Annotated in this window: 23 protein-coding genes and 2 pseudogenes; 10 read left to right on the forward strand and 15 right to left on the reverse strand. The window is 64.6% G+C overall.

All coding sequences use genetic code 11. The annotated features are described in order from the left end of the window. Both Q0D31_RS23020 and Q0D31_RS23025 read right to left on the reverse strand, forming a co-directional pair. A pseudogene (locus tag Q0D31_RS23020) lies at positions 1 to 367 on the reverse strand (hypothetical protein); the annotation flags it as partial. A 50-nt stretch (positions 368 to 417) separates the two neighbouring features. After that, complete coding sequence (locus Q0D31_RS23025; protein WP_291856431.1) at positions 418 to 1,710, reverse strand: adenylosuccinate synthase; 1,293 nt, start codon at positions 1,708 to 1,710, stop codon at positions 418 to 420. Positions 1,711 to 2,147: 437 nt separating this feature from the next. Between Q0D31_RS23025 and ybaK the strand changes: the two genes are divergently transcribed. The 4 genes from ybaK (at position 2,148) to Q0D31_RS23045 (ending at position 5,915) form a co-directional block, all read left to right on the forward strand. Continuing rightward, complete coding sequence (gene ybaK, locus Q0D31_RS23030; protein WP_291856433.1) at positions 2,148 to 2,621, forward strand: Cys-tRNA(Pro) deacylase; 474 nt, start codon at positions 2,148 to 2,150, stop codon at positions 2,619 to 2,621. A gap of 174 nt (positions 2,622 to 2,795) precedes the next feature. Beyond that, positions 2,796 to 3,722, forward strand: a complete 927-nt coding sequence (locus tag Q0D31_RS23035) for a DMT family transporter (RefSeq protein ID WP_291856435.1) — start codon at positions 2,796 to 2,798, stop codon at positions 3,720 to 3,722. 126 nt (positions 3,723 to 3,848) lie between these two features. Beyond that, on the forward strand, positions 3,849 to 4,661 hold the full coding sequence (locus Q0D31_RS23040; protein WP_291856437.1) for an MlaD family protein: 813 nt from the start codon (positions 3,849 to 3,851) through the stop codon (positions 4,659 to 4,661). Between the two features lie 36 nt (positions 4,662 to 4,697). Beyond that, entirely contained in the window at positions 4,698 to 5,915 is a 1,218-nt protein-coding gene (locus tag Q0D31_RS23045; protein ID WP_291856439.1) for an alpha-hydroxy acid oxidase, read from the forward strand. Between the two features lie 190 nt (positions 5,916 to 6,105). On the opposite strand, the gene Q0D31_RS23050 is transcribed toward Q0D31_RS23045, so the two are convergent. After that, entirely contained in the window at positions 6,106 to 6,507 is a 402-nt protein-coding gene (locus Q0D31_RS23050; RefSeq protein WP_291856441.1) for a DUF1330 domain-containing protein, read from the reverse strand. Positions 6,508 to 6,623: 116 nt separating this feature from the next. On the opposite strand from Q0D31_RS23050, the gene Q0D31_RS23055 reads away from it, so the two are divergent. From Q0D31_RS23055 to Q0D31_RS23070, 4 genes are all read left to right on the forward strand, one after another. After that, complete coding sequence (locus Q0D31_RS23055) at positions 6,624 to 7,559, forward strand: DMT family transporter (RefSeq protein ID WP_291856444.1); 936 nt, start codon at positions 6,624 to 6,626, stop codon at positions 7,557 to 7,559. A gap of 155 nt (positions 7,560 to 7,714) precedes the next feature. Continuing rightward, complete coding sequence (locus Q0D31_RS23060; protein ID WP_291856537.1) at positions 7,715 to 8,641, forward strand: tripartite tricarboxylate transporter substrate binding protein; 927 nt, start codon at positions 7,715 to 7,717, stop codon at positions 8,639 to 8,641. 76 nt (positions 8,642 to 8,717) lie between these two features. Next, a complete protein-coding gene (locus Q0D31_RS23065) occupies positions 8,718 to 9,761 on the forward strand; it encodes a C-terminal binding protein (RefSeq protein ID WP_291856446.1) in 1,044 nt (347 codons plus the stop codon). 148 nt (positions 9,762 to 9,909) lie between these two features. Beyond that, positions 9,910 to 11,265 carry an esterase-like activity of phytase family protein gene (locus tag Q0D31_RS23070; protein ID WP_291856447.1) on the forward strand — a complete coding sequence of 452 codons (1,356 nt, stop codon included), beginning with the start codon at positions 9,910 to 9,912 and terminating at the stop codon, positions 11,263 to 11,265. A gap of 142 nt (positions 11,266 to 11,407) precedes the next feature. Here the strand turns inward: Q0D31_RS23070 and Q0D31_RS23075 are convergent, their stop codons facing one another. The 3 genes and pseudogenes from Q0D31_RS23075 to ftsH all read right to left on the reverse strand — a co-directional run bounded on the left by Q0D31_RS23075 (position 11,408) and on the right by ftsH (position 16,326). Then, positions 11,408 to 12,244 (reverse strand): enoyl-CoA hydratase-related protein, encoded by an 837-nt coding sequence (locus Q0D31_RS23075; RefSeq protein WP_291856449.1) that lies wholly within the window; start codon positions 12,242 to 12,244, stop codon positions 11,408 to 11,410. Between the two features lie 83 nt (positions 12,245 to 12,327). Then, on the reverse strand, positions 12,328 to 14,370 hold the full coding sequence (locus tag Q0D31_RS23080) for a protein-L-isoaspartate(D-aspartate) O-methyltransferase (RefSeq protein ID WP_291856450.1): 2,043 nt from the start codon (positions 14,368 to 14,370) through the stop codon (positions 12,328 to 12,330). 118 nt (positions 14,371 to 14,488) lie between these two features. Next, positions 14,489 to 16,326, reverse strand: a pseudogene (gene ftsH, locus Q0D31_RS23085) (ATP-dependent zinc metalloprotease FtsH). Between the two features lie 163 nt (positions 16,327 to 16,489). On the opposite strand from ftsH, the gene Q0D31_RS23090 reads away from it, so the two are divergent. Further along, complete coding sequence (locus Q0D31_RS23090) at positions 16,490 to 17,176, forward strand: CBS domain-containing protein (protein ID WP_291856452.1); 687 nt, start codon at positions 16,490 to 16,492, stop codon at positions 17,174 to 17,176. 72 nt (positions 17,177 to 17,248) lie between these two features. Then, positions 17,249 to 17,470, forward strand: a complete 222-nt coding sequence (locus Q0D31_RS23095; RefSeq protein WP_291856454.1) for a ChaB family protein — start codon at positions 17,249 to 17,251, stop codon at positions 17,468 to 17,470. A gap of 17 nt (positions 17,471 to 17,487) precedes the next feature. Here Q0D31_RS23095 and serA read toward each other — a convergent pair whose 3' ends face one another. From serA to glmM, 9 genes are all read right to left on the reverse strand, one after another. Continuing rightward, positions 17,488 to 19,077, reverse strand: a complete 1,590-nt coding sequence (gene serA, locus Q0D31_RS23100) for a phosphoglycerate dehydrogenase (RefSeq protein WP_291856456.1) — start codon at positions 19,075 to 19,077, stop codon at positions 17,488 to 17,490. A 213-nt stretch (positions 19,078 to 19,290) separates the two neighbouring features. Then, complete coding sequence (locus Q0D31_RS23105; protein ID WP_291856458.1) at positions 19,291 to 20,463, reverse strand: phosphoserine transaminase; 1,173 nt, start codon at positions 20,461 to 20,463, stop codon at positions 19,291 to 19,293. 134 nt (positions 20,464 to 20,597) lie between these two features. Continuing rightward, positions 20,598 to 20,813: a hypothetical protein gene (locus tag Q0D31_RS23110; protein WP_291856460.1), complete on the reverse strand. Its 216-nt coding sequence runs from the start codon at positions 20,811 to 20,813 to the stop codon at positions 20,598 to 20,600. Between the two features lie 167 nt (positions 20,814 to 20,980). After that, a complete protein-coding gene (locus tag Q0D31_RS23115; RefSeq protein ID WP_291856462.1) occupies positions 20,981 to 21,448 on the reverse strand; it encodes a GNAT family N-acetyltransferase in 468 nt (155 codons plus the stop codon). A 17-nt stretch (positions 21,449 to 21,465) separates the two neighbouring features. Beyond that, positions 21,466 to 22,056 carry a glutathione S-transferase family protein gene (locus Q0D31_RS23120; protein WP_291856464.1) on the reverse strand — a complete coding sequence of 197 codons (591 nt, stop codon included), beginning with the start codon at positions 22,054 to 22,056 and terminating at the stop codon, positions 21,466 to 21,468. Positions 22,057 to 22,141: 85 nt separating this feature from the next. After that, complete coding sequence (locus Q0D31_RS23125) at positions 22,142 to 22,909, reverse strand: outer membrane beta-barrel protein (protein ID WP_291856466.1); 768 nt, start codon at positions 22,907 to 22,909, stop codon at positions 22,142 to 22,144. Between the two features lie 209 nt (positions 22,910 to 23,118). Continuing rightward, a complete protein-coding gene (locus Q0D31_RS23130) occupies positions 23,119 to 23,940 on the reverse strand; it encodes an outer membrane beta-barrel protein (protein ID WP_291856469.1) in 822 nt (273 codons plus the stop codon). A 222-nt stretch (positions 23,941 to 24,162) separates the two neighbouring features. Next, positions 24,163 to 25,410 carry an MFS transporter gene (locus Q0D31_RS23135; protein WP_291856471.1) on the reverse strand — a complete coding sequence of 416 codons (1,248 nt, stop codon included), beginning with the start codon at positions 25,408 to 25,410 and terminating at the stop codon, positions 24,163 to 24,165. A 139-nt stretch (positions 25,411 to 25,549) separates the two neighbouring features. After that, positions 25,550 to 26,896 (reverse strand): phosphoglucosamine mutase, encoded by a 1,347-nt coding sequence (gene glmM / locus Q0D31_RS23140; RefSeq protein WP_291856473.1) that lies wholly within the window; start codon positions 26,894 to 26,896, stop codon positions 25,550 to 25,552. Positions 26,897 to 26,975 lie beyond the last annotated feature (79 nt).

Raw genomic sequence — 26,975 nt, forward strand, 5'->3', positions numbered from 1 at the left:
CCTCGCGCGGAGAAGCCGGCGGCGCCGGACGCGGGCGCGCCGCCGATGAACCCGGCGCCGCAGAAGGTTCGGCATCCGGTGGACGGGCATTGGCGCGGCGGAAGGCATCGCCGCCGCGCGCGGCCCCGGCGGGCCGCGAGGACTCGCGGGCGCGCTGGGCGGCCTCCGCCTCCACCTTGCGCACGGCCTCTTCAAGCGAAAGCCGCTCGCGGGTGATCTCGGATTCGGAAAGCGGCGGCTGCACGCTGCGCAACTGCGCGATCAGCGCGGTGCGGGCCCGCTCGTAGAGCGCACGACGGCTCTCGCCGGGGGCACTGGGGTCCAGGCCGGCGATGGCGCGCGCGATCAGCGGGTAATAATCAGCCATGTTTCTTCGATACTTCTGCTCGATAGTGAGGCTCCGCCGGTAACATCCCGTTAAGCCTCAAACGGATTCTGGACCAGAATAGTATCCTCGCGTTCGGGGCTGGTGGAAAGCAAGGCAATGGGACAACCCACCAATTCCTCCACCCGGCGGACATATTTGATGGCCTGGGCTGGCAGATCCGCCCATGAACGCGCGTTGGCAGTGGGCTCCTTCCAGCCCTCGATGGTTTCGTAAACCGGCACCACCCGCGCCTGAGCGCCCTCGCCCGCCGGCAGATGGTCGATCTCCTTGCCGTCCAGCATGTAGCCGGTGCAGACCTCGATGGCGTCAAAGCCGTCGAGAATGTCGAGCTTGGTCAACGCCAACCCGGTGATGCCGCTGGTGCGGACGGTCTGCCGTACCAGCACGGCATCGAACCATCCGCAGCGGCGCGGGCGGCCGGTGTTGGTGCCGAATTCGCGGCCACGCTCGCCGATCCTGCGGCCGATCTCGTTGTCCTGCTCGGTTGGGAACGGGCCCTGCCCAACCCTTGTCGTATAGGCCTTGCAGATGCCGAGCACATAGCCGACAGCGCCCGGGCCCATGCCGGTGCCGGTCGCCGCCTGCGCCGCCACCGTGTTGGATGACGTGACATAGGGATAGGTGCCGTGATCGACATCGAGCAGCGCGCCCTGCGCGCCCTCGAACAGGATGCGCTTGCCCTCGCGGCGTTTGAGGTCGAGCAGCCGCCACACCGTTTCCGCGTAAGGCAGCAGCTGGGGCGCCAGCGCGCTGAGCTCCTTGAGGATTCCGCCACCGTCGATCTCCTCCAGCCCCAGTCCGCGGCGCAGCGCGTTGTGATGCGCCAGCAGCCGGTCGATCTTGTGCGGCAGCGCGTCGAGGTCGGCCAAGTCCATCAGGCGGATGGCGCGGCGACCGACCTTGTCTTCATAGGCCGGCCCGATGCCGCGGCGGGTGGTGCCAATCGCGGTGCCGGCGTTGGAGGATTCCCTGAGCGAATCGAGTTCGCGGTGCAGCGGCAGGATCAGGGTGACGTTTTCGGCGACCCGCAGATTATCAGGGCTGATGGCGACACCCTGGCCTCTCAATCTTGCGACTTCGTCGAGAAAGGCCTGCGGATCGAACACGACGCCATTGCCGATTACCGCAAGCTTGGAGGGACGCAGCACGCCGGACGGCAGCAATGCCAGCTTATAGGTCTCGCCATTGATGACCAGGGTATGGCCGGCATTATGGCCGCCCTGGAAGCGCACGACGATGTCGGCCTGCTCCGACAACCAGTCGACGATCTTGCCCTTTCCCTCGTCGCCCCACTGGGCGCCGACGACGACAACATTGGCCATTGCTACGAAGTTCCCTGCGAGTTCGGTCCAGCATGAAGGCGCCGGACGACCGGTACCCGCTCTTCCGGATCATGTTCCCCTGGTTTGCGATGATCTGGTCAGAAAACCGCTACACACTTTTCCGGATCATCCGCTAGGGCATGATCCGGAAAAGTGTGTAGCGGTTTTCCGAAAAGATCATGCCCAAACAAAGAGCTAGAGTGGGATGACGATTCGAAGAAGAGTCATCCCACTCTAGCCCGCCCAGCCAAAATCACGGCCGGAGGCCGTTTGCATGCACCGCAGCCCCACCGGATAAAGGAAGCGGCTGATCTAGGCAAGCAACAAGGCAGCCTCAAAGACACTTTATAATAGCTACAACCCGTTGATACAATGGGTAAATCCTAACCCCGCGGAACCTTCCTGCGACGGGCGGATGTCCGGGAGTATGTGGCCTGATGTCCAGAACCACCCGTGCGACCCTTGCGCTGCAACGGATTGGCGTGAAATTCAAGCTGCGAAGCTATGAATACGATGCCAATGCCGACAGCATTGGGCTGCAGGCGGCCGAATCGCTCGGCGTCGAACCGGCGCGCGTGCTGAAGACGCTGATGGCGGAGGTCGATGGCAAGCCGGTTTGCGCTGTGGTGCCGTCCGATCGCGACCTCAGCATGAAGAAGCTGGCGAGCGCCTTCGATGGCAAGGCCGCGAGGATGATGCGGCCGACCGACGCCGAACGGCTGACCGGCTACCATGTCGGCGGCATCAGCCCCTTCGGCCAAAAAAAGCAAGTTCCGATCGTGATCGAGGCCAGTGCGCTGGCCCATTCAAGCGTGTTCCTCAATGGCGGCCAGCGCGGGTTGCAGATCGAGATCGATCCCAATGACGTCGTGAAGGCCGCCGGCGCGATCGCGCGGGCGCTGACGGGGTAACCGGCCGTTACTGTCGCACCCCGCCTGCGACTGCGCCCACCACGTCGCCTCGACCATGGCCACCCTTGATGAACCCGACAAATCCGTGTCTGTGAACGAGGCCGGGCCTTGTTGCGGCCCGGCGACGATCGGCGGGCCAGCGGTTGCGGCACCATGGACAGGCCTTGTTTTCCGATGTCGCATCCCCAGCAGTTTTCGCTCGCGCGATCCATAAGCTGGCTCGCCAACCAGCCCTATCTCCTGCTTGGCGTCACGGCGCTATGCTGGGCCGGCAACGCCATCGTCGGACGCATGGCCGCCGGCCATATCGCCCCGGTCACGCTTTCCTTCCTGCGCTGGTCGCTTGCGTTCCTGATCATTCTGCCATTTGCCTGGAATCATCTGCGGCGCGACTGGCTCGCGATCCGCGGCCGCCTCGGCGTCATGACCGTGCTCGCGATCACCGGCATCGGCGCGTTCAACACGCTGCAATACTGGGCGCTCGAGCACACCCAGGCACTGAATACGCTGTTGCTGCAATCGGCGGCGCCGTTGGTGGTGGCGGTATGGTCGCTGGCGCTGTTCGGAATACGGCTGACGCTGGCGCAGGCCGGCGGCGTTCTGCTTTCGCTGGCCGGCGTATTGGTGATCCTGCTGCAGGGCGACCTCACCGCGCTGGCCAACGTCGCGTTCAACAAGGGCGACCTGATCTTCACCGTGGCGCTGGTGATCTTCGGGTTCTATTCGGTGCTGTCGCTGAAGCGCCCCGACATTCACGGCCTGTCCTTCGTCGCCTTTACCTTCGGCGTCGGCGCCGCCTGCCTGATCCCGTTGTTCATCTGCGAGCTTTTCACGCGCCCGCTGATGCAATTCAACGCCGCGAACCTGATGACGCTGGCCTATGTTGCGCTGTTTCCCTCGACGCTCGCTTACCTCTGCTTCAACCGAGGCGTGCAGTTGATCGGCGCCAACCGCGCCGCGCCGTTTTTTCACGTAGTGCCGGTGTTCGGCACCGTGATGTCGATCGCATTCCTGGGCGAGCACCCGCAGGCCTTCCACTTCGTCGGCTTCGCGCTGGTGCTGACCGGGGTCTTCGTGGCCTCGCGCAAGCCCTTTTCGTGAGCCGCGCGGTGACTTGGTGCTGCAAATCCGCTATCTCTAACGGCGTTCCCAAGTGAGGCGGGAACGGGTTCGCGTCGAGAAAACGCGTCAAACCAGGAATCTTGAGCGCGGTTCGGAAGGTTTTCGATGAAGGCGCGCGCCAGCAATCTGATGATCGGCACCTTGACCCTGGCCCTGATCGCCGGGTCGATCGGCACGTTGCTCGGCTACCAGAAGCTCGCGGGCATCAAGCAGAAGACGCCGTTCCGCGTCATCTTCGAAGGTTCGGCCAGCGGGCTGCGCAAGGGGGGCAGCGTGAATTTCGCAGGCATCCGGGTCGGCGAAGTGGTGTCGCTGAAGCTCGACCATCCGCGCCGCGTCGTGGCGCTGACCATGATCGACGGCAATACGCCGGTGCGCAGCGATACCCAGGTCGGCCTCGAATTCCAGGGGCTGACCGGGATCGCGGCGATTTCCTTCACCGGCGGATCGGACGGGGCGCCGCCGCCGCCGACCGGCTCGGACGGCATCCCCGAACTGATCGCGGACCCCGAGGGGACCCTCAACACCCAGGAAAAGATCCGCGTGGCGCTGCGCAATGTCGACAAAATCATCGCCGACAACGAGACTGCGGTGAAGGCGACGCTGCGCAACTTCGAGTCGTTCACCGCCTCGCTGTCGGGCAACAGCGCCAGGATCACCAGCATCGTTTCGACCGCGGAGTCCGGGGTCAATGCCGTCGACGACGCCCTGACCAAGACCAGGGATTTCCTGGGCAGGCTGGCCAGCGACAAATACGGCGGCGAGTTGCTGCCGACGGTGATTTCGATGCGCGAACTGATCGAAAGCTTCGACAAGAAGTCCGACGCGATGATCGCGGATGCGCGCAAGATGCTGGGTGACCTCAGCCAATCCATCAACACCAGCAGGTTCGGCAGCAGGCCTCCCGCCCGGCGCTAGACCGCCGAGTGAACCAGAACAAGGAATGGAACAACCGTGCTCGACAGATCCGCAGCCGTCACCGCGCCGCCCGCCACCGTAGCCCGCGTTTCGACGGCGGTTCCGCGCGCCCTGAAGAAATACCTCGCGCTCGACGATTTCGAGCCGACGGCGCGGCGCAGAATTCCGAAGTTTCTTTACGGCTACATCTCGGGCGGCGCCGAAACCGACGCGGCGGTGCGCGACAACCGCAAGGCGTTCGACGAATACGGCTTCGTGCCGCGCGTGCTCAACGACGTCTCCGGCCGCGACCAGACCACCACGCTGTTCGGCAAGGCCCACGCCTCGCCGTTCGGCATTCCGCCGATGGGCTCCTCGGCGCTCTGCGCCTATCGCGGCGACATCGTGCTGGCGCGGGCGGCGGCCGAAACCAACGTGCCGATGATTCTCAGCGCGTCGTCGCTGATCACGCTGGAGGACGTGCGGCGCGCCAACAACGCCGCCTGGTACCAGGCCTATCTCGCCGGTCTGCCGGAACGGATCGAACCGCTGGTCGATCGGGTCGCGGCAGCCGGCTACGATACTTTCGTCGTCACCGCCGACGTTCCGGTGCCGCCCAACCGCGAGAACAACATCCGCAACGGATTCCAGATCCCGCTCGCGATCACCCCGCGCGTGGCCTGGGACACGCTCACGCATCCGCACTGGCTGTTCGGTACCTGGGCGCGCACCGTGATCAACCACGGCATGCCGCATTTCGAGAACATGGACGCCCAGCGCGGCCCGCCGGCGCTGGCGAAGAACCTGATGCGCAATATCGGCCATCGCGACCAGCTCGCCTGGAAGCACGTCGAACTGATCCGCAAGCGCTGGAAGGGCCGGCTCGTGGTCAAGGGACTGGTCTCGCCGGCGGACGCCAGAATTGCCCGCGAGAGCGGCGTCGATGGCGTGATGCTCTCCAACCATGGCGGACGCCAGCTTGACTACACCATGTCCGGCTTGCGCACGCTGCCGGAGATCGCCGCCGAGGCCGGGGGCATGACGATCATGATCGACGGCGGCATCCGGCGCGGCACCGACGTCATCAAGGCGCTCGCGCTCGGCGCGCATTTCGTCTGGGTTGGACGGCCGTTTCTCTACGCGGCGATCGCCGGCGGCGAGGCCGGCGTGCGCCGCGCCATCACGCTGCTGCAGGCCGAGATCGACCGCGACCTCGCGCTGCTCGGCATCCGCTCGATCGGCGAGATCACGCCAGATCTGGTCAGGAAGTTCTGAGCTACTCCCGCGGTAGGAGGTCGTCGTCACCCGCCACCGGGTCTCGCCTTTGGCGAGCCCGATGACAGGCTCCGGCGGGTGACCCAGTATCCCAGAGGCCGCAGCTGGAGCCGAGAAGCTGCGGCGTACTGGATGCCCCGCTTTCGCGGAGCATGACAGACGGCGGATGTTGGTTCGGGCCGCTCCAGTCTCACCCCACCTTGAACTTGCTGTAGGCCTCGTTGGTCGCGATGATGATGTGTTCGGCGCAGCCATTGATGCGGTGCGGGTCGCAGCGCATCTCGTAGTCGTCCGACGTCATCATGTCGATGAAGGCTGCGACCGTCGGATAATACACCAGCGCCAGATAGTCCCACTGGTTGCCGGCCTCGGACCCGAGCGCGACCGCGCGCGCCTCGCCGGTCCACAACAGCGTGCCGCCGCGCGCCTTGATCATCGGCACGGTGAGCGCGCTGTAGCGCAAATAGGCGTGCCATCCCGATCCGTCGCCGTCCAGCGAGCGTTCGCGAAACCGCATCAGGTTCACCATCACCACCGGCCCCTGGTGGTCCATCTGCTCGAGGCCCCTGACATTCAGTAAGTCCACACCCATGATCGGCTCCTCGCCGGATTCGGCAATGCGCGGGATAACGCGAACGACATTGTAGCATTGCGCGCGCGGGGCTTGTTGCGCGGCGGAGAATCCGGCCCTAATCGGGTCAGGAGATCATGACCGACCCTGATTCTTCGCCGCCCGCCTTCCAACCGGTCCGGTGGCTGAACCACCAGCCCTATCTGCTCCTGACCCTGACATCGCTGTTCTGGGCGGGCAACATCGTGCTGGCACGACACGTTTCTGGCCACGTGCCGCCGCTGACGCTGTCCTGCGTTCGCTGGATCGGGACGTTTCTGATCCTGCTGCCATTTGCGTGGCCACATCTGAAGCGCGATTGGCCGGTGCTGCGGACGCATCTGCCGATGATGGTGCTGCTGTCAGCGACCGGGTTCGCCTACAATAATGCGATTTCCTACTGGGCCATGCAGTATACCGAGGCGCTGAACGCGCTGCTGATCCAGTCGGCGGGGCCGCTGTTCGTGGCGCTGTGGCTGCTGGTCCTGTTCGGCATCCGCCTCACGCCCGCGCAACTCGCCGGCATCACCATCTCGCTTGCGGGCGTGCTGACGATCATCCTGCGCGGCGACTTCGGTACGCTTGCCGGCATCAGTTTCAACCGGGGCGACCTGATGTTCGGCAGTTCGCTGGTGTCGTTCGGGCTGTATTCAGCGCTGATGCCGCGGCGGCCGGTGACGCACGCGCTGTCGCTGATTTCGTTCACCACCTGCTGCGGCGCGCTGCTGCTGTTGCCGTTCTCGATCTGGGAGTTCTCGACCGGCGTCAGGCTCAAGCTCGACCTCCTCTCGATGGCGACGCTAGCCTATGTCGTGATCTTTCCCTCCACGCTGGCCTATATGTTCTTCAACCGCGGGCTGGCGCTGATCGGGCCGAACCGCGCCGCCCCGTTCTTTCACCTGGTGCCGGTGTTCGGCTCGGCCATGGCGATCCTGCTGCTCGGCGAGCAGTTGCGGCTGTTCCACCTGGTCGGCTATGCGCTGGTGCTGGCTGGCGTCCTGATCGCCGCGCGGCGGGCGTCGGCCAGGGCGTAAGCGCGGCAGGCATGCCGGGAGCGCCATTGCCCGGCTTCCGCTTTGATCCCGGGCAGGCTAGCTTCCCGCCGATCCAACCCAGAAACGACCGAGGAAACGACTGAATGTTCGCACAATTTGAACGGCTTAGGCAGGTCGCGGCGACGGCGCCGCTGATGCTGGTGTTAATCGCCACGGCATCCGCCCAGGCCCCCTATCCGAACCGCAACATCACCCTGGTGCTGCCGTTCGCCGCCGGCAGCGGCACCGACACCACCACCCGCATCATCTCCAAGGAACTCGGCACCGCGCTCGGGGTCGGCATGATCATCGACAACAAGGCCGGCGCCAACGGCTCGATCGCGGCGAGCTATGTCGCGCGTTCCACCCCGGACGGCTACACGCTGTTCGTGACGACCAACACGTCGCATTCGGCCAATCCGTACCTCATGAAAAACATGACCTACGATCCGGTCAAGGATTTCACCCCGATCGCGCGAACCGGCGACCTGCCCTTCATCCTGCTGGTCCACCCGGACATTCCCGCCAACTCGGTGGCCGAATTGATCGCGCTCGCCAAGAAAGACCCGGGTAAGTACTCCTACGCCAGCGGCAGTTCGGCGGCGATCGTGTCGGGCGCGACGTTTGCCCGCCTCGCCGGGATCGACCTGCTTCACGTCCCCTACAAGAGCTCGCCGCCGGCGCTGACCGACCTGATCGCCGGCCGCGTCTCGATGATGTTCGTGGACGTCCTGACCGGCCTGCCGCACGTCAACGGCAAGGCTCTGAAGGCGCTCGCCGTCACCACCAAACAGCGCTCGGCGCTGTTGCCGGAATTGCCGACCATGGATGAAACGGTGAAGGGTTTCGACATTACCTCCTGGCAGGGCTATTTCGGCCCGGCCAACCTGCCCCGGGATATCGTCGTCAGGCTGAACGCGGAAATCCGCAAGGTGGTCGAGCGCCCCGACATCAAGAACCAGCTCGCCGAACGCGGCATGGAGGCGTTCTCGAGCACGCCGGAAGAGTTCGACAAGTTCGTGAAGGAGCAGCTGGTGGTCTGGGAGAAGCTGATCACGGCCGCCGGGATCGAGAAGCAGTAACGCGAGCCGGACACCAAGACGGCGGCGCTCGGCCGCCGTCGGCAACAACACCGAAGAATCAAGTCGGGAGCAGGATATGGCAAAGTTCAGGGTGGTGACGCCGAAAGGCGCGAGCTTCACGGTAGCCGGCGGTGGCTATGATTATGAGAAGGAGGCGCTCGACCCGATCGGCGCCGAAATCGTCGAGGCGCCCGCCAACGAGGCCGAGTTCATCGCCGCCGCCAGGACCGCGGACGCGATCTACGCCAAGGGCATGCCGATCACCAAGGCGGTGATCGACAGCTTGCAGAACTGCAAGGTCATCACGCTCGGCAGCGTCGGCGTCGACAGCGTCGACGTCAAGGCCGCCACCGCCCGCGGGATCCCCGTCACCAACGTCCCCGACACCTTCATCGAGGAGGTCGCCGACCACGCCATGATGCTGCTGCTGGCGGGCTTCCGGCGGCTCGTCGAGCAGGACCGGATGGTGCGCTCCGGTCGCTGGACCGAGGGCCGCCCGGCGCTCTTGAAGATTCCCCGGCTGATGGGACAGACGCTGGGTTTCGTGTCGTTCGGGCGGGTCGCGCGCGCGGTCGCCAAGCGCGCAGCGCCATTCGGGCTTCGCATGATGGCCTACGATCCCTTCATCCAGGAGACGCTGATCTCCGACCATGGCGTGATCCCGGCGACGCTGTCGGAGGTGCTGTCACAGTCCGATTTCGTCTCGATGCACGCCCCGGCCCGGCCCGAGGTTCATCACATGCTGGGCGAGAAGCACTTCCGGCAAATGAAGAAGAGCGCCATTTTCATCAACACCGGCCGCGGCGCCACGGTGGACGAGGACGCGCTGGTCAAGGCGCTGCAGGAAGGCTGGATCGCGCACGCCGCCCTCGACGTGCTGGAGACGGAGCCGCCGTCCCACAACAACCCGATGCTGTCGATGGACAACGTCACCCTGACCGCGCATGTCGCCTCGGCCTCGGCGCGGTTCGACGAGGCGCGCAAGCGCCGCGTCGGCCACGAATTGTCGCTGGTGCTGTCGGGGATGTGGCCGGTCAGCTGCGTCAACCCCTCGGTGCTGCAAGACACCGCGCTGCGGCGCTGGCAACCGGTCGGCATGGACCGTGGCCCCAACAGCTGAAGGCCGCGATCAACGCTTCGAAATGGCGGCGGCGTAAGCTCGCACGTCTGGCGTTGCCCACAGCCGTCACCGGGCCTTCACGGAACCGTCAGCGCGACGTCACATGCGTCCACCAGAACACCGCCTGACCCACATCAGGAGGCTGCCCATGCGGATGTCGTTTCTATGCTCCATTGCGTCGATCGCTCTCGCCTCCGGCGCCGCCTTTGCGCAAGGCGAAGGCGAGTTTCCCGCCACGCTGAAGGGCCACGCCCTGCTCCCGCCGGAATCGTTCGTCGATGTGCCCGCTGACGCGCCTGATGATCTCAGGACCGCCGGCAAATACACCACCGGTCGCAAGATCGACGCCATCGGCAGCGTGTTGGGAAAATCCCAGGAACGCCCGACCGGCGTCGCCCTGCCCTTCAAGGGTCAGCCGCTGCAGGGCCATTCCGGCATCAAGGTGATGCCGGACGGTTCGTTCTGGGTGTTGACCGACAACGGCATGGGCTCGCGCTTCAACTCCGCGGATTCGATGCTGCATTTGAACCGGCACAAGATCGACTGGGCGAGCGGCAAGATCGATCGCCAGGAAACCATCTTCCTGCATGATCCCGACCGGAAGGTACCGTTCCGCATCGTGCATGAGGACACCGCCAAGCGCTATCTCACCGGCGCTGATTTCGATCCTGAAGGCTTGCAGATCATCGGCGACACCTTCTGGATCGGCGACGAATTCGGGCCTTACGTCGTGAAAACCAATCGCAGCGGCAAGGTGCTGGCGGTATTCGAAACCATGGCCGACGGCAAGCCGGTGCGTTCGCCCGACCATTGGTCGGTGCAGTCGCCGGCCGCGCCCGGCATGAGCTACACCACCGTCAACCTGCGCCGCTCCAAGGGCTATGAAGGCTTTGCGGCATCGAAGGACGGCAAGTCCCTGTACGGCCTGCTGGAAGGTCCGCTGTGGGACGCCGAGAAGAAGGACTGGGAAAAGGTTGACGGCAAGGAAGCCGCGAGGATCCTCGAATTCGATGTTGCAGCGGAGAAATTCACCGGGCGCTTCTGGCACTATGTCTTCGAGCAGAACGGCAACGCGATCGGCGACTTCAACATGATCGACGCTACCACCGGACTGATCATCGAGCGCGACAACGGCGAAGGCACCGCCGACAAGGCCTGCCCGCAGGGTCAACGCGCCGAAACCTGTTTCCACGACATCGCCAGGTTCAAGCGCGTCTACAAGGTCGAACTCTCCGACGCCAATGTCGGCAAGGCCGTGCGCAAGGTCGCCTATGTCGACCTGATGAAGATCAGGGATCCCGACAAGAAGGCGCGCAAGCCGCTCAACGACGGCGTGCTGACCTTCCCGTTCTTCACCATCGAGAACGTCGACCGCGTCGACGACACCCACATCATCGTCGGCAACGACAACAACCTGCCGTTCTCGTCGAGCCGCGATCCCAACAAGGCCGACGACAACGAGTTCGTGCTGCTGGAAGTCGGCGATTTCTTGAAGGCGAAGTGAGCTTCGCCGCTTTCGTCACACCACAACTGTCATCGCCCGGCTTGACCGGGCGATCCAGTATGGCAGAGGCGTTTGTGATTGACCGCGAGGCCGCGGCGTACTGGATGCCCCGCCCGAGGCGGGGCATGACAGCGGGGCGGCCTCACGTATTCTTCGTCCGATAATCTCCAAACGTCGTGTCGCGCTGGTCAAGCTGCGCCTTGACGCTGGCGCCGTCGCGGCGGAACGTCGACATGTAGTTTCTGCTGGCCTCCGTGGTGAAGGCCAGCGCCTGGATTTCGGTGCCGGCGCGCATCGCCGCGCGCGCGCCCATGATCTCCATGGCGCGGTGCACCGAGCGCTTGTTAAGCTGTTGCAGTTCGATCGGCACCTTGGCGGCGCGCTCGGCGAAATCCAGCGTGCGCGCTTCAAGCTCGGCCAGCGGAAACGAACGCGTCGCAAAGCCCCATTCGGCGGCCTCCCGGCCGGTCATCGCGTCGCCCGTGAGCATCAGCTCCATGGCGCGGCGCATCCCGACCAGCCAGGGATGATACTGCATGTCCGGCGGGCTCATCAGCCTAACCGGCGGGTAGCCGATCTGCGCGTCGTCGGCGACGAAGACGACGTCGCAGGCGGTTGCAAGCTCGGTGCCGCCGGCGAGGCAATAGCCGTGCACCTGCGCTACCACGGGCTTGGCGAGGTCCCAGATCGAGAACCAGCCTTCGAGGACATGGCGCGACCACTGGCCCGGCCCTGCGGCCGAGTGATAGGGCTGGCCGACGCGATTGTCCGCCGACAGGTCGTAGCCGGCCGAGAAACACGGGCCGGCGCCGCGAACGATCGAAATCGACACTTCAGGGTCGCGGTCGGCCTGTTCCAGCACCTCGAACACCTCCGCCCGCAGGCGGTTGTTGAGTGCGTTGCGCTTCTCCGGCCGATTGAGCGTGATGCGCCGGACCCGCGGCCGCGGATCGTCGACGATGATGTGTTGATAGGACATGCCTGGCTGCTCCCGAGCGCGGACCTGTGTTCGGTCCCTGGGCGCCTTCTTGCCCGAGATCGGCATCCAAGTCACGGCGGGGGTCACACCCCGAACGGATAGGTATCCGGAAGCCCCCTGATCTCGGCAGTGTCCAGCGGGGTCACCGCGCGGGTGTGGTCGAACCAGATGTACTCATCGAATTGTTGCGGCAGGTTGGCCCTGAAATAATGGCTGGCCATCTCGGTTTCGGGCCGGTAGATCACGCCGATCGCGCGCTCAAGCCGTTCCTTGCCGAGCCGGTTCGGACCGCACAGATCGACCCGACCGCGCAGGCCCAGCATAAAGCGAGCATGGCCCGTCGCATGGCATAGTCGCTCGTAGCTGTCCGGAAGCGCCGGCCGCACCTCCTTCACTTCCATCGGGCCATCCCACGCGGATGCCGCGGCAACCGTTCCGCTGTTGGTGCCAAACCCGACCATGTAGGCCTGTTCGCCGAACTGCTCGCGGCATAGCTGGCCGATATTGTGCTCGCCGCGCGCTGCCATCTCCGTGGCGCCGGCGTTCCCGACGTGAGAATTGTGCGCCCACACGACGGCCTTGCTGTCAGTGCCATGAAACGTCAGCAGGTTCTTCAGCGTTTCGAACATGTGGGTGTCGCGCAGGTTCCACGAGGCGCGCGAGCCGTAGTACATGATGCGGTAATAGCGCTCCGCGTTCGCCACCAGCCGGGCATTCTGTTCGGCATCGAGGAAGCGCTCGCCGTCATGCTCGGCATAGGCCCGGCGTTTGGCTTGAAGATCGCTCAGCGCGCGAACCACGTCGGGTTCGCAGGTCGGGTACGAGCCCGTCAGCGCGGCATGACCATAGGTGGCGGGATCGTGCTGCCACGGCGTCAGGCAGCCGTAGCGCTCGCGGGCGACCCTGGCCGACCGCGGATCGACCTCGTCGAGATAATTCAAGACCGAGCGAATCGAATCGTAGAGGCTGTAGAGATCAAGACCGTGAAATGCGACGCGCTGGCTCTTCTCCAAGGTCCCGTTGTGCTTGCGCAGCCAGTTCACGAAATCGCGCACCTCGGTGTTGCGCCACATCCAGGTTGGAAATCGCGCGAACGCCGTCCATTCCGACGGCGGATACTGGAAATGCCGCACATAGTGATCCACGCGGGCGGCGTCGGGCCAGTCCGCCTCGATGGCGACAAACCGGAAGCCCTTCTTGACGATGAGTTCGCGGGTGATCCGTTCCCGCATCCGGTAGAATTCGCTGGTGCCGTGGGTCGCTTCGCCGAGCAGCACGATGCGCGCCGATCCGATCCGCTGCAGCAGCGAAGTGAGGTCGGCGGTCTCGATCGACGGAAACGATTCCGCGGCATCCGCGAGGTCCCGGACCAGCACCTCCTCGCCTGGCGAAGGGAGCCGCGGCGCCCGGCGTTTTCGCGCAGGTTCCGCGCCAGACACAACCGGCCAACCCTGTTCCCCGATCAACGGAACGAAACGGACGTCAGCGATATCTTCGCTGCGATATCGTTCTTTGGAAATCCGGGTGACGCGCACCAGTTCCTGGGCGCGCTGATCGACGCCGACCGGAATCACCAGCCGCCCGCCGATTTTCAGTTGCTCCTTGAGTTGTGCCGGCACCTGCGGGCCGCCGGCCGCCACCACGATCGCATCATAGGGCGCGTGCTCGGGCCAACCTCTGGTGCCGTCACCGTGCAGCACGTGAACATTGTCATAGCCGAGTTCCGCCAGCCTTGCCGCGGCTTGCTCGGCCAGCTGACCGATGCGTTCGACCGTATAGACCTCAGCCGCGATCTCAGACAGCACGGCGGCGGCGTAGCCGGAGCCGGCGCCGATCTCGAGAACCTTTTCTCCGCCCATAAGCGTCAAGGCCTCGGCCATGAAGGCAACGATATAGGGCTGGGAGATGGTCTGTTCCTCGGCGATCGGCAGCGGCGAGTCCTCGTAGGCGAACTCGCGCAGCCGTTCCGGCAGGAACAATTCGCGCGGAACCTTCCCCATCGCTTCGAGCACGAGTTCGTCGCGCACGCCGCGCGCCGCGATATTATCGGCAACCATCTGCCTGCGAAGCAACTCAAACGATTTCGCGGCCTCGAACTTGCCGTCCTTCGATGCTGGCGATCCCATGACAAGACGCCTCCGATGTCGCAACGAAACTCCGCGAAGCCTGCGGCAGGCTACGATCGCGGCGCGGCGGCCGGATTGATCAGCATCAAAGCCGGGAGCTGCCGCAGGACTCAAGCCGTCACAGGGCTGAGGTTTGCTGCGCCGGCGCCGGGCGCAGCGGAGCAAATTCCTCCGCGGTCAGCACCTCCTTTGCGATCAGGAGCCTGACGCCTTCGTCCAGATCATGCCGGTGCTTTTCCAGAATGTCGCGCGCACGGGCGTCGCCCTCCTCGACCAATTCGCGCACCGCAAGGTCAATCTCGCGTCCGGTCAGTTCGGCCGCGCTGACGACGGTATCCTGGGTGCTTTGCAGAAACGCCTGGGACCTGGAAGCGTAGGTTCGCTGTCCGATCTTGGCGTCCATTCCATGCTTGGTGACCATCTCCACCGCGATCTCGGTGGCCCGCTGCAGGTCGTCGGCCGCCCCGGTCGAGACGTCTCCGTCATAGATCAGCCGCTCGCACGCACGTCCTCCCATGAGGACGGCGATCCGGTTCTTCAGCTCGCGCACGGACAGCAGGAAGCGGTCCTCGGTCGGCCGTTGCATTGTGTAGCCGAGCGCGCCGACGCCGCGGGGAATGATGGACACCTTCTGCACCGGATCGACGCCGGGCAGGTTTGCAGCGACGAGGGCATGCCCCATCTCGTGATAGGCGACCCTTCGGCGCTCCTCTTTGCCCAGCACCCTGCTCTTTTTCTCGATTCCGGCGACGATCCGTTCGATCGCAACCGTGAAGTCGTCAAGGGACACGTCGTCGGCGTTGCGCCTGGTCGCGGCGATGGCCGCCTCGTTGATCAGGTTGGCGATATCGGCGCCGGTAAAGCCCGGGGTCAGCGCGGCGACCTTTTCCAGATCGACATCCCCGCCAACCCTGATCTTGCGAACATGCACCTTGAGGATGGCGAGACGTCCGTTCTTGTCGGGACGATCGACCAGCACCTGACGATCGAAACGGCCGGCCCGCAGCAGCGCGGGATCGAGAATTTCCGGCCGGTTCGTCGCCGCAAGCAGGATTACCCCCGCGCGAGGATCAAAGCCGTCAAGCTCCGCAAGCAGTTGGTTGAGCGTCTGCTCCTTCTCGTCATAGCCGCCGAACGCGCCGATCGAGCGGCTGCGTCCGAGCGCATCGAGTTCGTCGATGAAGATGATGCAGGGCGCCGCCTTGCGCGCCTGATCGAACAGGTCGCGGACGCGGGCTGCGCCGACGCCGACGAACATCTCGACGAATTCAGAGCCAGAAATCGAGAAGAACGCGACCCCGGCCTCGCCGGCTACCGCGCGGGCGAGCAGCGTCTTGCCGGTTCCCGGCGGCCCGACCAGCAGAATGCCCTTGGGAACGTGAGCGCCCAGCCGCCCGTAGCTCTTGGGGTCCTTGAGAAAGGACACGACTTCCTGCAACTCGAATTTCGCCTCGTCGACGCCGGCCACGTCGGCGAAGGTGACCTTGGTGTCGGTCTCGACATAAACCTTGGCGCGCGATTTCCCGATCGACATCAAGCCGCCAAATCCCTGGCGATCGGCCAGCCGGCGGCCGAGAAATATCCAGATCAGGTAGAACATCAGTGCCGGGACGATCCAGGACAGAATGGTCTGAAACAGCCCGCCCGAGGGGACGCCGGTCACGATGACGCCCTTGCTCTCCAGCTTCTCCGCCAGCGCCGGATCGACGCGGGCGGTGATGAAGCAGACCTGCCGCTCGGCAGCTTGTCCTTCAGTTTTCCCTGTATCATGTCCTGAGCGACTGTCACCTCGGCGACACTGCCCTGGGCGACCAGCCGCTCGAATTCGCTATAGGGAATGGTTTCGATGGAATTATAGGTCGCCAGCAGCCATTGCAGCGCCAACAAGGCGATCCCGGCCAGCAGGAAATATCCAACCGTAACCGCCTGTTTGCGCGCAGACGGGTCAGACTCCATCATGTTCTCCGCTCCCGTGGACCCAGGAGGCAGCTGCCCCCGGCCCCGGCTGAGGTGATGGAATTCTTAGCTGCTCACTTTCCGCTCCACTTGACCTGAATCAACGACAGCAGCGGGGCGGCGGCATTCGATTTGAATTAGCGTTTTATGAGGGAGGTCTATCATGCTTGTCCGTGACGTCATGGTTGCACCGGTTGTCACCGTCGGGCCCTCCGCAACCGTGCAGGAGGTTGCAAAGCTGTTTCTGCAGAAGAAGATCAGCGCCGTCCCCGTACTGGACGGCAAGGGCAAACTGGTCGGCATCGTCAGTGAAGGCGATCTGCTGCACCGCGTCGAGGCTGGTACGGAGCGGCACCGCTCCTGGTGGCTTCGCGCATTGGTCGATGGCGACACGCTGGCGAGCGAGTACGTCAAGTCCCACAGCCGCAAGGTTTCGGATGTCATGACCCGGGACGTCATCACGGTTTCCCCGCAAACGCCGCTGCATGAAGTCGCCGCCGTGATGGAGAAGAACGCCGTCAAGAGATTGCCCGTTCTGGAGAACGGTCAGCTGGTCGGCATCGTGAGCCGGGCCAATCTGCTCCAGGCGGTCGCCAGCGCGCGCCAGTTGCTCGACATTACGCCGTCGGACAAGGCCATCCGCGACCGCATCCTCGCCGGCCTGAAGAAGGAGGCGTGGGCCCATATCGGATTGTTAAACGTCACCGTCTCCAACGGCATCGTCGATCTCTGGGGCCTTGCAGATTCGGAAGCCGAGCGAAAGGCAATCAGGGTTGCGGCCGAGTCTGCCCCCGGCGTCGGCGCCGTTCATGACAATCTGGTCGTGTACCGGGGCGCTGGCTGGGCCTGAGCGTTCATCTGCGCGCGCACGGCCCCGATCATTGGCATTTGAACCGCCGCGTAGTCGTCCGGGAGACAAAGTTTGCCCTATGCTTCGATCGACGATCTCCCGCCTCCCCTACGAGCGCATTTGCCGCCGCATGCGCGGGAGATCTATCTCGCCGCTTTCAACAGCGCATGGCTGCAATACGCTTCGCGCGATCCGGCGCAGCGCGAGAGAACGGCTCACCGCGTCGCCTGGGCAGCGGTGAAGCACAAATACCAGAAGGTCGGCGACCGCTGGATCGTGCGCAAATCCGCCTGAGCGATCCTGATGAGAGCTTAGAACACCAGCGCCTTGGCCTGCTTCACCTGCGGCAATGCCTGCACCTTCGCCAGCACGTCGGCGGGCACGGGCCCGTCGATCTCGACCAGCGCGATGGCGTCGCCGCCCTGCCTGACCCGGCCGAGATGGAAAGTCGCGATGTTGATCTGGGCCGCGCCGAGCAGGCCGGCGAAGCTGCCGATGAAGCCCGGCTTGTCCTCGTTGGTGACGTAGATCATCGATTTGCCGAACTCGGCGTCGACCCGGATGCCCTTGATGTCGACCAGCCGCGGCTTGCCGTCGTGATAGACAGTGCCGGACACCGCGCGTTCCTGCCGTTCGGTGGTGACGGCGACGGTGATCAGGCTTTCATAATCGCTCTGCGCGGCGCGCACGATCTCGTCGACCACCATGCCGCGCTCCTTGGCCACCACGGGTGCCGAAACCACGTTGACGTCGCCCAGCATCGGCCGCAGCAGGCCCGACAGCACCGCCGAGGTGATCGCCTTGATCTTCATCTCAGCGACGTGGCCCTCATAGGTGATCTGCACCTTCAGGATCCCGCTCTCGGTGAGCTGGCCCGCGAACGAGCCGAGCTTTTCGGCGAGCTCAATGAAAGGTTTCAGTTTCGGCGCCTCTTCGGCCGTGATCGACGGGAAGTTGACCGCGTTGGAGATCGCGCCGGTGAGGAGATAGTCGGACATCTGCTCGGCGACCTGCAATGCCACGTTTTCCTGCGCCTCGGTGGTGGAGGCGCCCAAATGCGGCGTGCAGATCACGTTGGGATGGCCGAACAGGACGTTCCTGGTGGCGGGCTCCTCGGCGAACACGTCGAAGGCGGCGCCCGCGACATGCCTGGAATCGAGCGCATCGACCAGCGCCTGCTCGTCGACCAGCCCGCCCCGCGCGCAGTTGACGATGCGCACGCCCTTTTTCATCCTGGCGATGGCCGCCGCATCGATGATGTTCCGGGTCTTCTCGGTCAGCGGCGTGTGGAGCGTGATGAAATCGGCGCGCCGGAGCAATTCGTCGAGATCGACCTTTTCGACGCCGATATCCCTGGCGCGCTCCGGCGACAGGAACGGGTCGAAAGCGACCACCTTCATGCGCAGGCCGAGCGCGCGGTCGGCGACGATCGCGCCGATGTTGCCGCAGCCGATCACGCCCAGCGTCTTGCCGGTGATCTCGACGCCCATGAAGCGGTTCTTCTCCCACTTGCCGGCCTGGGTCGAGGCGTCGGCCTGCGGAATCTCGCGCGCCAGCGCCAGCATCAGGGTGATGGCGTGTTCGGCTGTTGTGATCGAATTGCCGAACGGCGTGTTCATAACGATGATGCCCTTGGCGGTGGCCGCGGGAATTTCGACATTGTCGACGCCGATCCCGGCGCGGCCGATCACCTTCAGGCGCGTCGCCCTGGCGATGATCTTGGCGGTCGCCTTGGTCGCCGAGCGGATCGCAAGCCCGTCATAATTGCCGATGACCTCGGCAAGCCTGTCCTTGTCCTTGCCGAGCTCGGGCTGGAAATCGACCTCGATGCCGCGATCCCTGAAGATCTGCACGGCGGCGGGAGACAGCGCGTCGGAAATGAGAACCCTGGGTTTTGACATCGGTTGGTTCCTTCCTTCCCTGAAGAAGGTTCGGCCTCCGGGGCCGGAATGAGTGAAAGTCGTTGGAAACTATTTCTTCTCCCTCTCCCCGTTCTCACGGGGGGAGGGTTGGGGTGAGGGGCAACTGCAGGCGAGGTGCGAGCGGAGAGAGCCCCTCACCCGGCGCCAGGCGCCGACCTCTCCCCGTAAGTACGGGGCGAGGTAAGAAGGAAACTATGCCGCCTTCGGCAAGGCCGTTTTGGTTTCGGCGAACGCCCAGTCGATCCATTGCGTCAGCAAGGCGACGTCGGAGGCTTCCACGGTGGCGCCGCACCAGATCCGCAGGCCCGCCGGCGCGTCGCGGTAATAGGCGAAGTCGTAGCCAGCGCCTTCCTTCTCCACCAGCGCCACCAGCTTCTTCGAAAACTCCGCCTGCGCATCCGCCGTCAGCGAGGTGATCGCGGGGTCGGTGAATTTCAGGCATACCGAGGTGTTGGAGCGGATCGACGAATCCTTCGCCAGGAAATCGATCCAGGGCGTTTTCGCCTTCCAGTCGGCCAGCACTTTGGCGTTGGCGTCGGCGCGCGCGATCAGCGCCTTGAGGCCGCCGATCGATTTCGCCCATTTCAGCGCGTCGAGATAGTCCTCGACGCACAGCATCGACGGCGTGTTGATGGTCTCGCCCTCGAAGATGCCCTGGTTCAGTTGGCCGGCCTTGGTCAGGCGGAAGATCTTCGGCAGCGGCCAGGGAGGCGTGTAGCTTTCCAACCGAGCCACCGCGCGCGGGCTCAGGATCAGCATGCCATGCGCGGCCTCGCCGCCCAGCGCCTTCTGCCAGGAGAACGTCACCACGTCGAGTTTGGCGAAATCGAGCGGCTGCGCGAACGCCGCCGACGTCGCGTCGCAGATCGTGAGGCCTGCGCGGGTCGCGCTGATCCAGTCGGCGTTGGGCACGCGAACGCCCGAAGTGGTTCCGTTCCAGGTGAAGACGATGTCGGACGCCGGATCGGCCCTGGCGAGGTCGGGAATGTCGCCATAGCCGGCATGCAATCTGGTGACGTCCTTGAGCTTCAGTTCCTTGACGATATCGCTGACCCAGCCCTCGCCGAAGGATTCCCAAGCGATGGTGGTGACCGGGCGCGCGCCCAGCAGCGACCACAGCGCCATCTCGACCGCGCCGGTGTCGGACGCCGGCACGATGCCGATCTTGTAGTCGGCCGGGACTTCGAGCACCTCGCGCGTCAGATCGATCGCGAGCTTGAGCTTCGCCTTGCCGACCTTCGCCCGATGCGAGCGGCCGAGTGCTGCGTCCTTGAGATTTTGCGGGTTCCAGCCAGGGCGCTTGGCGCAGGGGCCGGAGGAAAAATGCGGCACGTTCGGCCGCGAAGCGGGCTTCGCCACGGTCATGTTCTATCCTTCCAGATAGCAAGCCTCCCGTTGGGGGGAGGTGTCCCGCGGCGGTGATTAGGGGAATCACGCCCAATCGTCAAGAAACTTTGGCGGGAGCGGACTTGACCTTGGGGACTAGATGACAGCGGGGATCAGGCGCGATCCCGCGGATCGGGGGTGACATCTGCGCCCTCGGCCGCGGTTGATGCGGCTTCGCCAGAAAAGTTATCCCGCGCCTGCCCCAGCAACTCCGCGGCGTCCGAGATCAGTTTGACGGCCCGCCGCCGGCTCGCGACCTTCAGGATGCCCCCGTCGCCAACCCGCACGACGTAGTCGTTTCCAACCTGGACAATCGAATAATTCTTCATCGGACATCCCCGGACTGCCCACGCCCCATGGGAGCGGCCGGCTTAGCGGAGACGTTGGCGCCCGTAAAACCATGCGCGTCCGCATGGTTCATCGGTTGTTAACGCGATCGCAGTACGCGCATGGCACCGCCATTGATTCGCCCTGCTCCCGCCGCGATTGGTTCTGATCAAAATCGGATCGTCATGCCGACATGGCTGCGCGCGAATCCGATTCGCTCGTAGAACCGTTGCGCATCGACACGGGTGTGATGCGTGAGCATTTCAACCAGCTTGCAGCCCCGGCTTCGCGCTTCCGTGAGCGCCCATTGCACCAGCTGCCCGCCGATACCGCGACTGCGGCAATGGCTGGCGACGCGGACATCCTCGATCAGGCCGCGCGCGGCGCCTTGCGAGCTCAGCCCCGGCAGGATGCACAGCTGCAGGCAGCCGACAACGGCGCCCTCGCCGTCCTCGGCGACGACAAGAAGGAGGTTCGGGTCGTGCCTGATCCGATCGAACGCCGTGAAATAACTTTCCGGCAACGGATCCGCGATCCGCTCACGCGCCCCGCCGAGCGGGTCGTCCGCCAGCATGGCGACGACAATGCCGACGTCCTCGCGGCGGGCCGGACGTATCGTAACCTTCGAAAAAGCCATCGCGGTTTCCGGGGAGGTCAGCGCGCCGGCGGCAGGCCAAGGGATTTCTCGGTGCGGCCAATCCAGCGCCGCAACGCGGCGTAGCCGTCGAGATGGAAGCCGCCTTCATGCGCCAGCCGCGTATAGGCCAATAGCGATACGTCGGCGAGCGTGACGGTGTCGTCAACCAGGTACGGCGTGACGGCGAGCTGCTGCTCCATCCGCGCCAGCGCCGCATAGCCGCGCTTGACCTTGTCGGGATCGAGGTCGGACGCCGCCTTGCCCAGATAGAACATCTGGAAGCGGCAGACGGCGACGTAAGGCTCGTGGCTGTATTGTTCCCAGAACAGCCACTCGTCCATCTTGGCCTGCGCAAAGGCGTCGGACGGAATGAGATCGGAGCCGCGGGCGAGATAGCGGATGATGGCGTTGGACTGCGCCAGCGTGCGGCCGTCGTCGAACACCACCGTTGGCACCTGCCCGGCGCCGTTGAGCTTCAGGAATTCCGTCGTCCGCGTCTCGCCCTTCATCGTGTCGACGGCAATCCAGCTATAGGGCAGCGCCAGATGGTCGCACACCCATTTAACCTTCAGGCAATTGCCGGAATTGATGTCGCCGTAAATCTTCATGCGCGTCACCCCTGGTCAGGGTGACAGTGCAACAGCAGGCGGCGAATCTGTCAACGGCGGCGGGGTCGGCGCGGATCGGACTGGGTCAGAACTTGTAGCCGAGGCCGGCGCGCACCGTGTTGATGTTGGTTTCGACGTCCGACGCCACGCGGCGGTATTCGTACTCGGCGCGCAGGAACAGGCCGCTCAGCAGCATCACGTCGACGCCGGCGCCGGCGCTGTAGCCGTAAACGAGCTTAGTCTTGGTGGCGGTTGCCGTTCCCGACGTCGGACGCACAGGGTTAGGGAACGCCGAAACGCCGCGATCAAGCGTTTGGCTGCCAAGGCCGGCGCCGGCGAACAGGTAGGGCAGAAAGTTTCCCATGATATAGCCGCCGCGCACGCGTAGCGAGCCGAAATCGGAGAGCCGCACGGTTACGTTCGAATCGGTGACGCTCTGGATTGTGACATTGTCGGCCTCGTATCGCAGCCCCGCCGATTTCGTGACCGAGGCGATTCCGTCGCGGATGTAATTCACCTCGATGCCGACGACGACGTCCTCCCATTGCGAATTGTATCCGGCAAATGCTCCGTAGCCGGTGGGATTGCTGTGCGCGTTTGCGAGGGGACGCCAAGTGTAGCCGATGCCGGGCGGCGGAAGAAACGTCGACTGCAGGTCGCTGTTGATGTCGCTCGCCACCCGTGAGTTTACCGAGCCGTAACTTGCCTGACCGCCGAAATAATAGCCTTGCCAGCTGACGCTGCTTCTGGTCAGGCCTTCGGTGAAACTGCCGCGGAGGAACGGCAAGTCCGCCGCCTGCGCGCCGGCCGCCGCTCCGCACATCGCCGCCGCCACCAGAAAAAAACGACGCATTGCAACGCTCCATCGGCACTCCGAACTCGCGGACATCATCACCTGTTAACCTTAACCAATCGTTCTTGCGGCCCCGCTTGGCGCGATCTTGTCCGAAGCCGCGGCAGATTTTTCTGCCGGTGGCCACGCCCTGCGGACATCGCGCAGACAAGAACGCGGCGCGGAAAATTCCCGCGCCGCTTTCAAACCGTTAACGGATGGAAACCGGTTCAGCCTTTGCGCATCAGCGGCGGCGCGTAATATTGCGGGCTGATCAGATCCCAGCGCACGCCGAGCTTGAGGTCATGCGAGGTGATGCTCTTGAAGGTCATCGGGTTGTTGATGGCGTTGACGCCGTCGAAGGTGCGCAGGTCGCCGGTCAGGCCGTCGCCCATGTCGAGATAGCGATAGGCGAGTTCGACGGTGAAGTGCGGCGTGACCTGGTAGGCGAGACCGGCATGGACGGCCCAGGCCAGGTTCCACTTCGCGACATTGGCGCCATAGGCGAGGCCCGGCTGGGCGCCGGCGCCGTTGTTGGCGATCCCCTGGTCGGTGAAGCCGTTGATCGCGACCCGCGCGCCGCCGACGCCGGCGCCGATGAACGGGGTGACGTTCCACCAGGTGCCGAGATCGACATAGGCGTTGGCGAGGACCACCCACTCGTTCTTGGTGGCGTGGTAGGTGTCGGTGCCGACGCCGCCCGGATAGGTGATGCGGTCGGTGCCGAAAAACTGCGAGTTGCCGCGGTATTCACCGGTGACGTCGCCGCGGAACCAGTTGTTGAACTTGTAGCCGACGCCGAGGCCGAAGATGCCGGCGGAGTTGAAGTTGAGGTTCTGGGTCGACGAGGTGAGGCCGGCGTCGAGCACGTTGTTCAAACGGCTGACCCGCTGATTGCTGAAGCCGATGTCGCCGCGCAGGTACCAGCCGCCGAAATCTTCCACCGGGGCGGGATACATCGGAGGCGGCGCGATGGCCATGTCGGCGGCGAACGCCGCCGAGGAAAACACAACAGCCGCTCCGGCGGCGACGAGTGACTTAACGCTACGCATTGGCTTCGTCCTTTTTTCCCGTGAGGCAGAGTGCGGAGGCCCCACTTAAAAACTCAACGGGCGGACGATGGCATAGAATGTTTAAGCGGCGCTTAACCCTAATTGTTAAGGTTGACAATCTGTTACTGGTCGCTGAGGCGACGCATTTATCGAATGCGAAGGCAGACACATTCACCGCACCAATAATGGCGCGCGCCGTCACACATACTAACGACAGGTTACTCAGCGCGACTGCCGGGGCATCTTCGGCAGCAACACCGCGAGCAGCCCGAGCGCCGGCAGGAACGCGCAGAGCTGATAGACGAACGCGATCCCGCTGTTGTCGGCAAGCTTGCCGAGCACGGCGGCGCCAAGCCCGCCGATGCCGAAGGCAAAGCCGAAGAACACACCGGAGATCATTCCGAACCGGTGCGGCATCAGTTCCTGCGCGAACACGATGATCGACGACGTCGCCGAGGAAATGATCAGGCCGATGAACACGGTCAGCACGGCGCTTCCGACCAGACCCGCATAGGGCAGCGCCAGCGTGAACGGCAGCGCGCCCAGGATCGAGAACCAGATGACGTGTTTGCGGCCGAAGCGGTCGCCGAGCGGTCCGCCGAAGAAGGCGCCCACCGCGTTGGCGGCAAGGAAAATGAACAGATAGAGCTGGGCCGTCTGGGTCGAGACCTCGAACTTCTCGATCAGGTAGAAGATGTAATAGCTCGACAGGCTCGACACGTAGAGCTGCTTTGAAAACAGCAGCGCGACCAGCACCACCAGCGCAATCCGGGCGCGCCGAAAATCCGGCAGGTCTGGATGCCTGTCCACCGCCGCAGGCTTCCTGGCGCCGATCTGCGGCCGGTACCAGAGCCCGATCCGCCACAGGATCACGATCGCCAGAAACGCGATCGATGAAAACCAGGCGATGCTCGGCTGGCCGAACGGCACCACGATCAGCGCCGCCAGCACCGGCCCCATCGAGGTGCCGAAACTGCCGCCGAGCTGAAACACCGATTGCGCGAATCCGTAGCGCCCGCCGGAGGCCAGGCGCGCGATCCGCGCCGACTCCGGATGAAACACCGCCGACCCGAGCCCGACCAGCGCCGCCGCGATCAGGATGACAGGGTAGTGCCGCGCGGCGCTCAGCAGCAGCAATCCGAAAAAGGTGAAGCCCATCCCGAGCGCGAGCGAGAACGGCTGCGCCCTTCTGTCGGTGTAGTGCCCGACCACCGGCTGCAGCAGCGAGGCGGTGAACTGGAATGCCAGCGTGATCATGCCGATCTGCGCATAGTCGAGCGCGTAGGAGTCTTTCAGGATCGGATAGACCGAAGCGATCAGCGACTGCATGGTGTCGTTGAGGAAATGCGAGAAGCTGATGCCGGCAAGCACGACATAGGCCGGCCCCGCCGCGGTCGCCGGTGGCGTCACGCCCGCCACGTCCACCGGTGCGGCCGGCGCTGCCTCGGACACGCTGACGGGCTTGTTCAAAGGTGACGTCCCAGAGGATTCGCGGTTGGCGATGCCCGTCTTCTACGGCGCGCGCAGCCGCGCGACCAGCGCCAATAGCCGATGGCTGAAATGCGCTGCCATGCGTGACCGATCAGAAATCGCGCGCCGCTCATGTGGCCTAGGCGGCGCCGGCGTGACCCAGCGCATCGACGATCCGATCGACGACTTCCTCGACCAAGATGCGGTCGTCGCCCTCGCCCATCACGCGGATCACAGGCTCCGTGCCGGAGGAGCGGACCAGCAGCCGGCCGTGGCCGTTGAGGCGTCTTTCGCCGTCGACGATCGCCGATTTCACCTCGGCATGGTCGAGCGGCTTGCCGCTGCGGTAGCGCACGTTCTTGAGGATCTGCGGCAGCGGATCGAACAGATGGCAGACTTCCGACACCGGACGGCGCAGCTTCTGCACCACGGCCAGCACTTGCAGCGCGGCGACGAAGCCGTCGCCAGTGGTGGCGTAGTCGGATAGGATGATGTGGCCCGAGGGCTCGCCGCCGAGATTGTAGCCGTGCTTGAGCATCTGCTCCAGCACATGGCGATCGCCGACCGGCGTCCGCACCATGCCGAGCCCCTGGCCTTCGAGGAAACGCTCGAGGCCGAGATTGGACATCACGGTGGCGACGATGCCGGGCTTGGCGAGGCGGCCGTCTTCCTTCCAGCTTTGCGCAATCACCGCCAGCAGCTGATCGCCGTCGACCAAATGGCCGCGTTCGTCGACCAGGATGACGCGGTCGGCGTCGCCGTCGAGCGCGATGCCGATGTCGGCGCGCATTTCGCGCACCTTCCTGCTCAGGGCTTCCGGCGCGGTGGAGCCGCATTCCTTGTTGATGTTGAAGCCGTCCGGATCGACGCCGATCGCAATGACGTCGGCGCCGAGCTCCCACAGCGCTTCCGGCACCACCTTGTAGGCCGCGCCGTGCGCGCAATCGACCACCACGCGCAGGCCGTCAAGCGAAAGCTCGCGCGGCAGCGTGCGCTTGGCGAATTCGATGTAGCGGTCATGGACGCCGTCGATGCGGCGGGCGCGCCCGAGGCTGGCGCTCTGCGCCAGGCGGCGGTCGATCGGCTCGTCGAGCAACTGCTCGATCTGCATCTCGACGTCGTCGGACAGTTTGAATCCCTGCGGACCGAACAGCTTGATGCCGTTGTCCTCGAACAGATTGTGCGAGGCCGAAATCATCACGCCGAGATCGGCGCGCATCGACTTGGTCAGCATCGCCACCGCCGGCGTCGGCATCGGGCCGAGCAGCAGCACGTCCATGCCGACCGAGGTGAAGCCCGCCACCATCGCGTATTCGATCATGTAGCCGGACAGACGGGTGTCCTTGCCGATGACGACGCGGTGGCGGTGGTCGCCGCGCTGAAACACCAGTCCGGCGGCCTGCCCGACCTTGAGCGCAAGCTCGGGCGTGATCAGTCCGTTGGCGCGGCCCCGAATCCCGTCGGTACCGAAATATTTGCGGCTCATGCGACCCCCAGCGATTCCGGAGCGTCCTTGAGACCGTCACGGCCAGGAATCCCCGAACGCCCACCTGGCGTGCTCAGGT

The organism is Bradyrhizobium sp. (assembly GCF_022844465.1).
GTDB lineage: Bacteria > Pseudomonadota > Alphaproteobacteria > Rhizobiales > Xanthobacteraceae > Bradyrhizobium.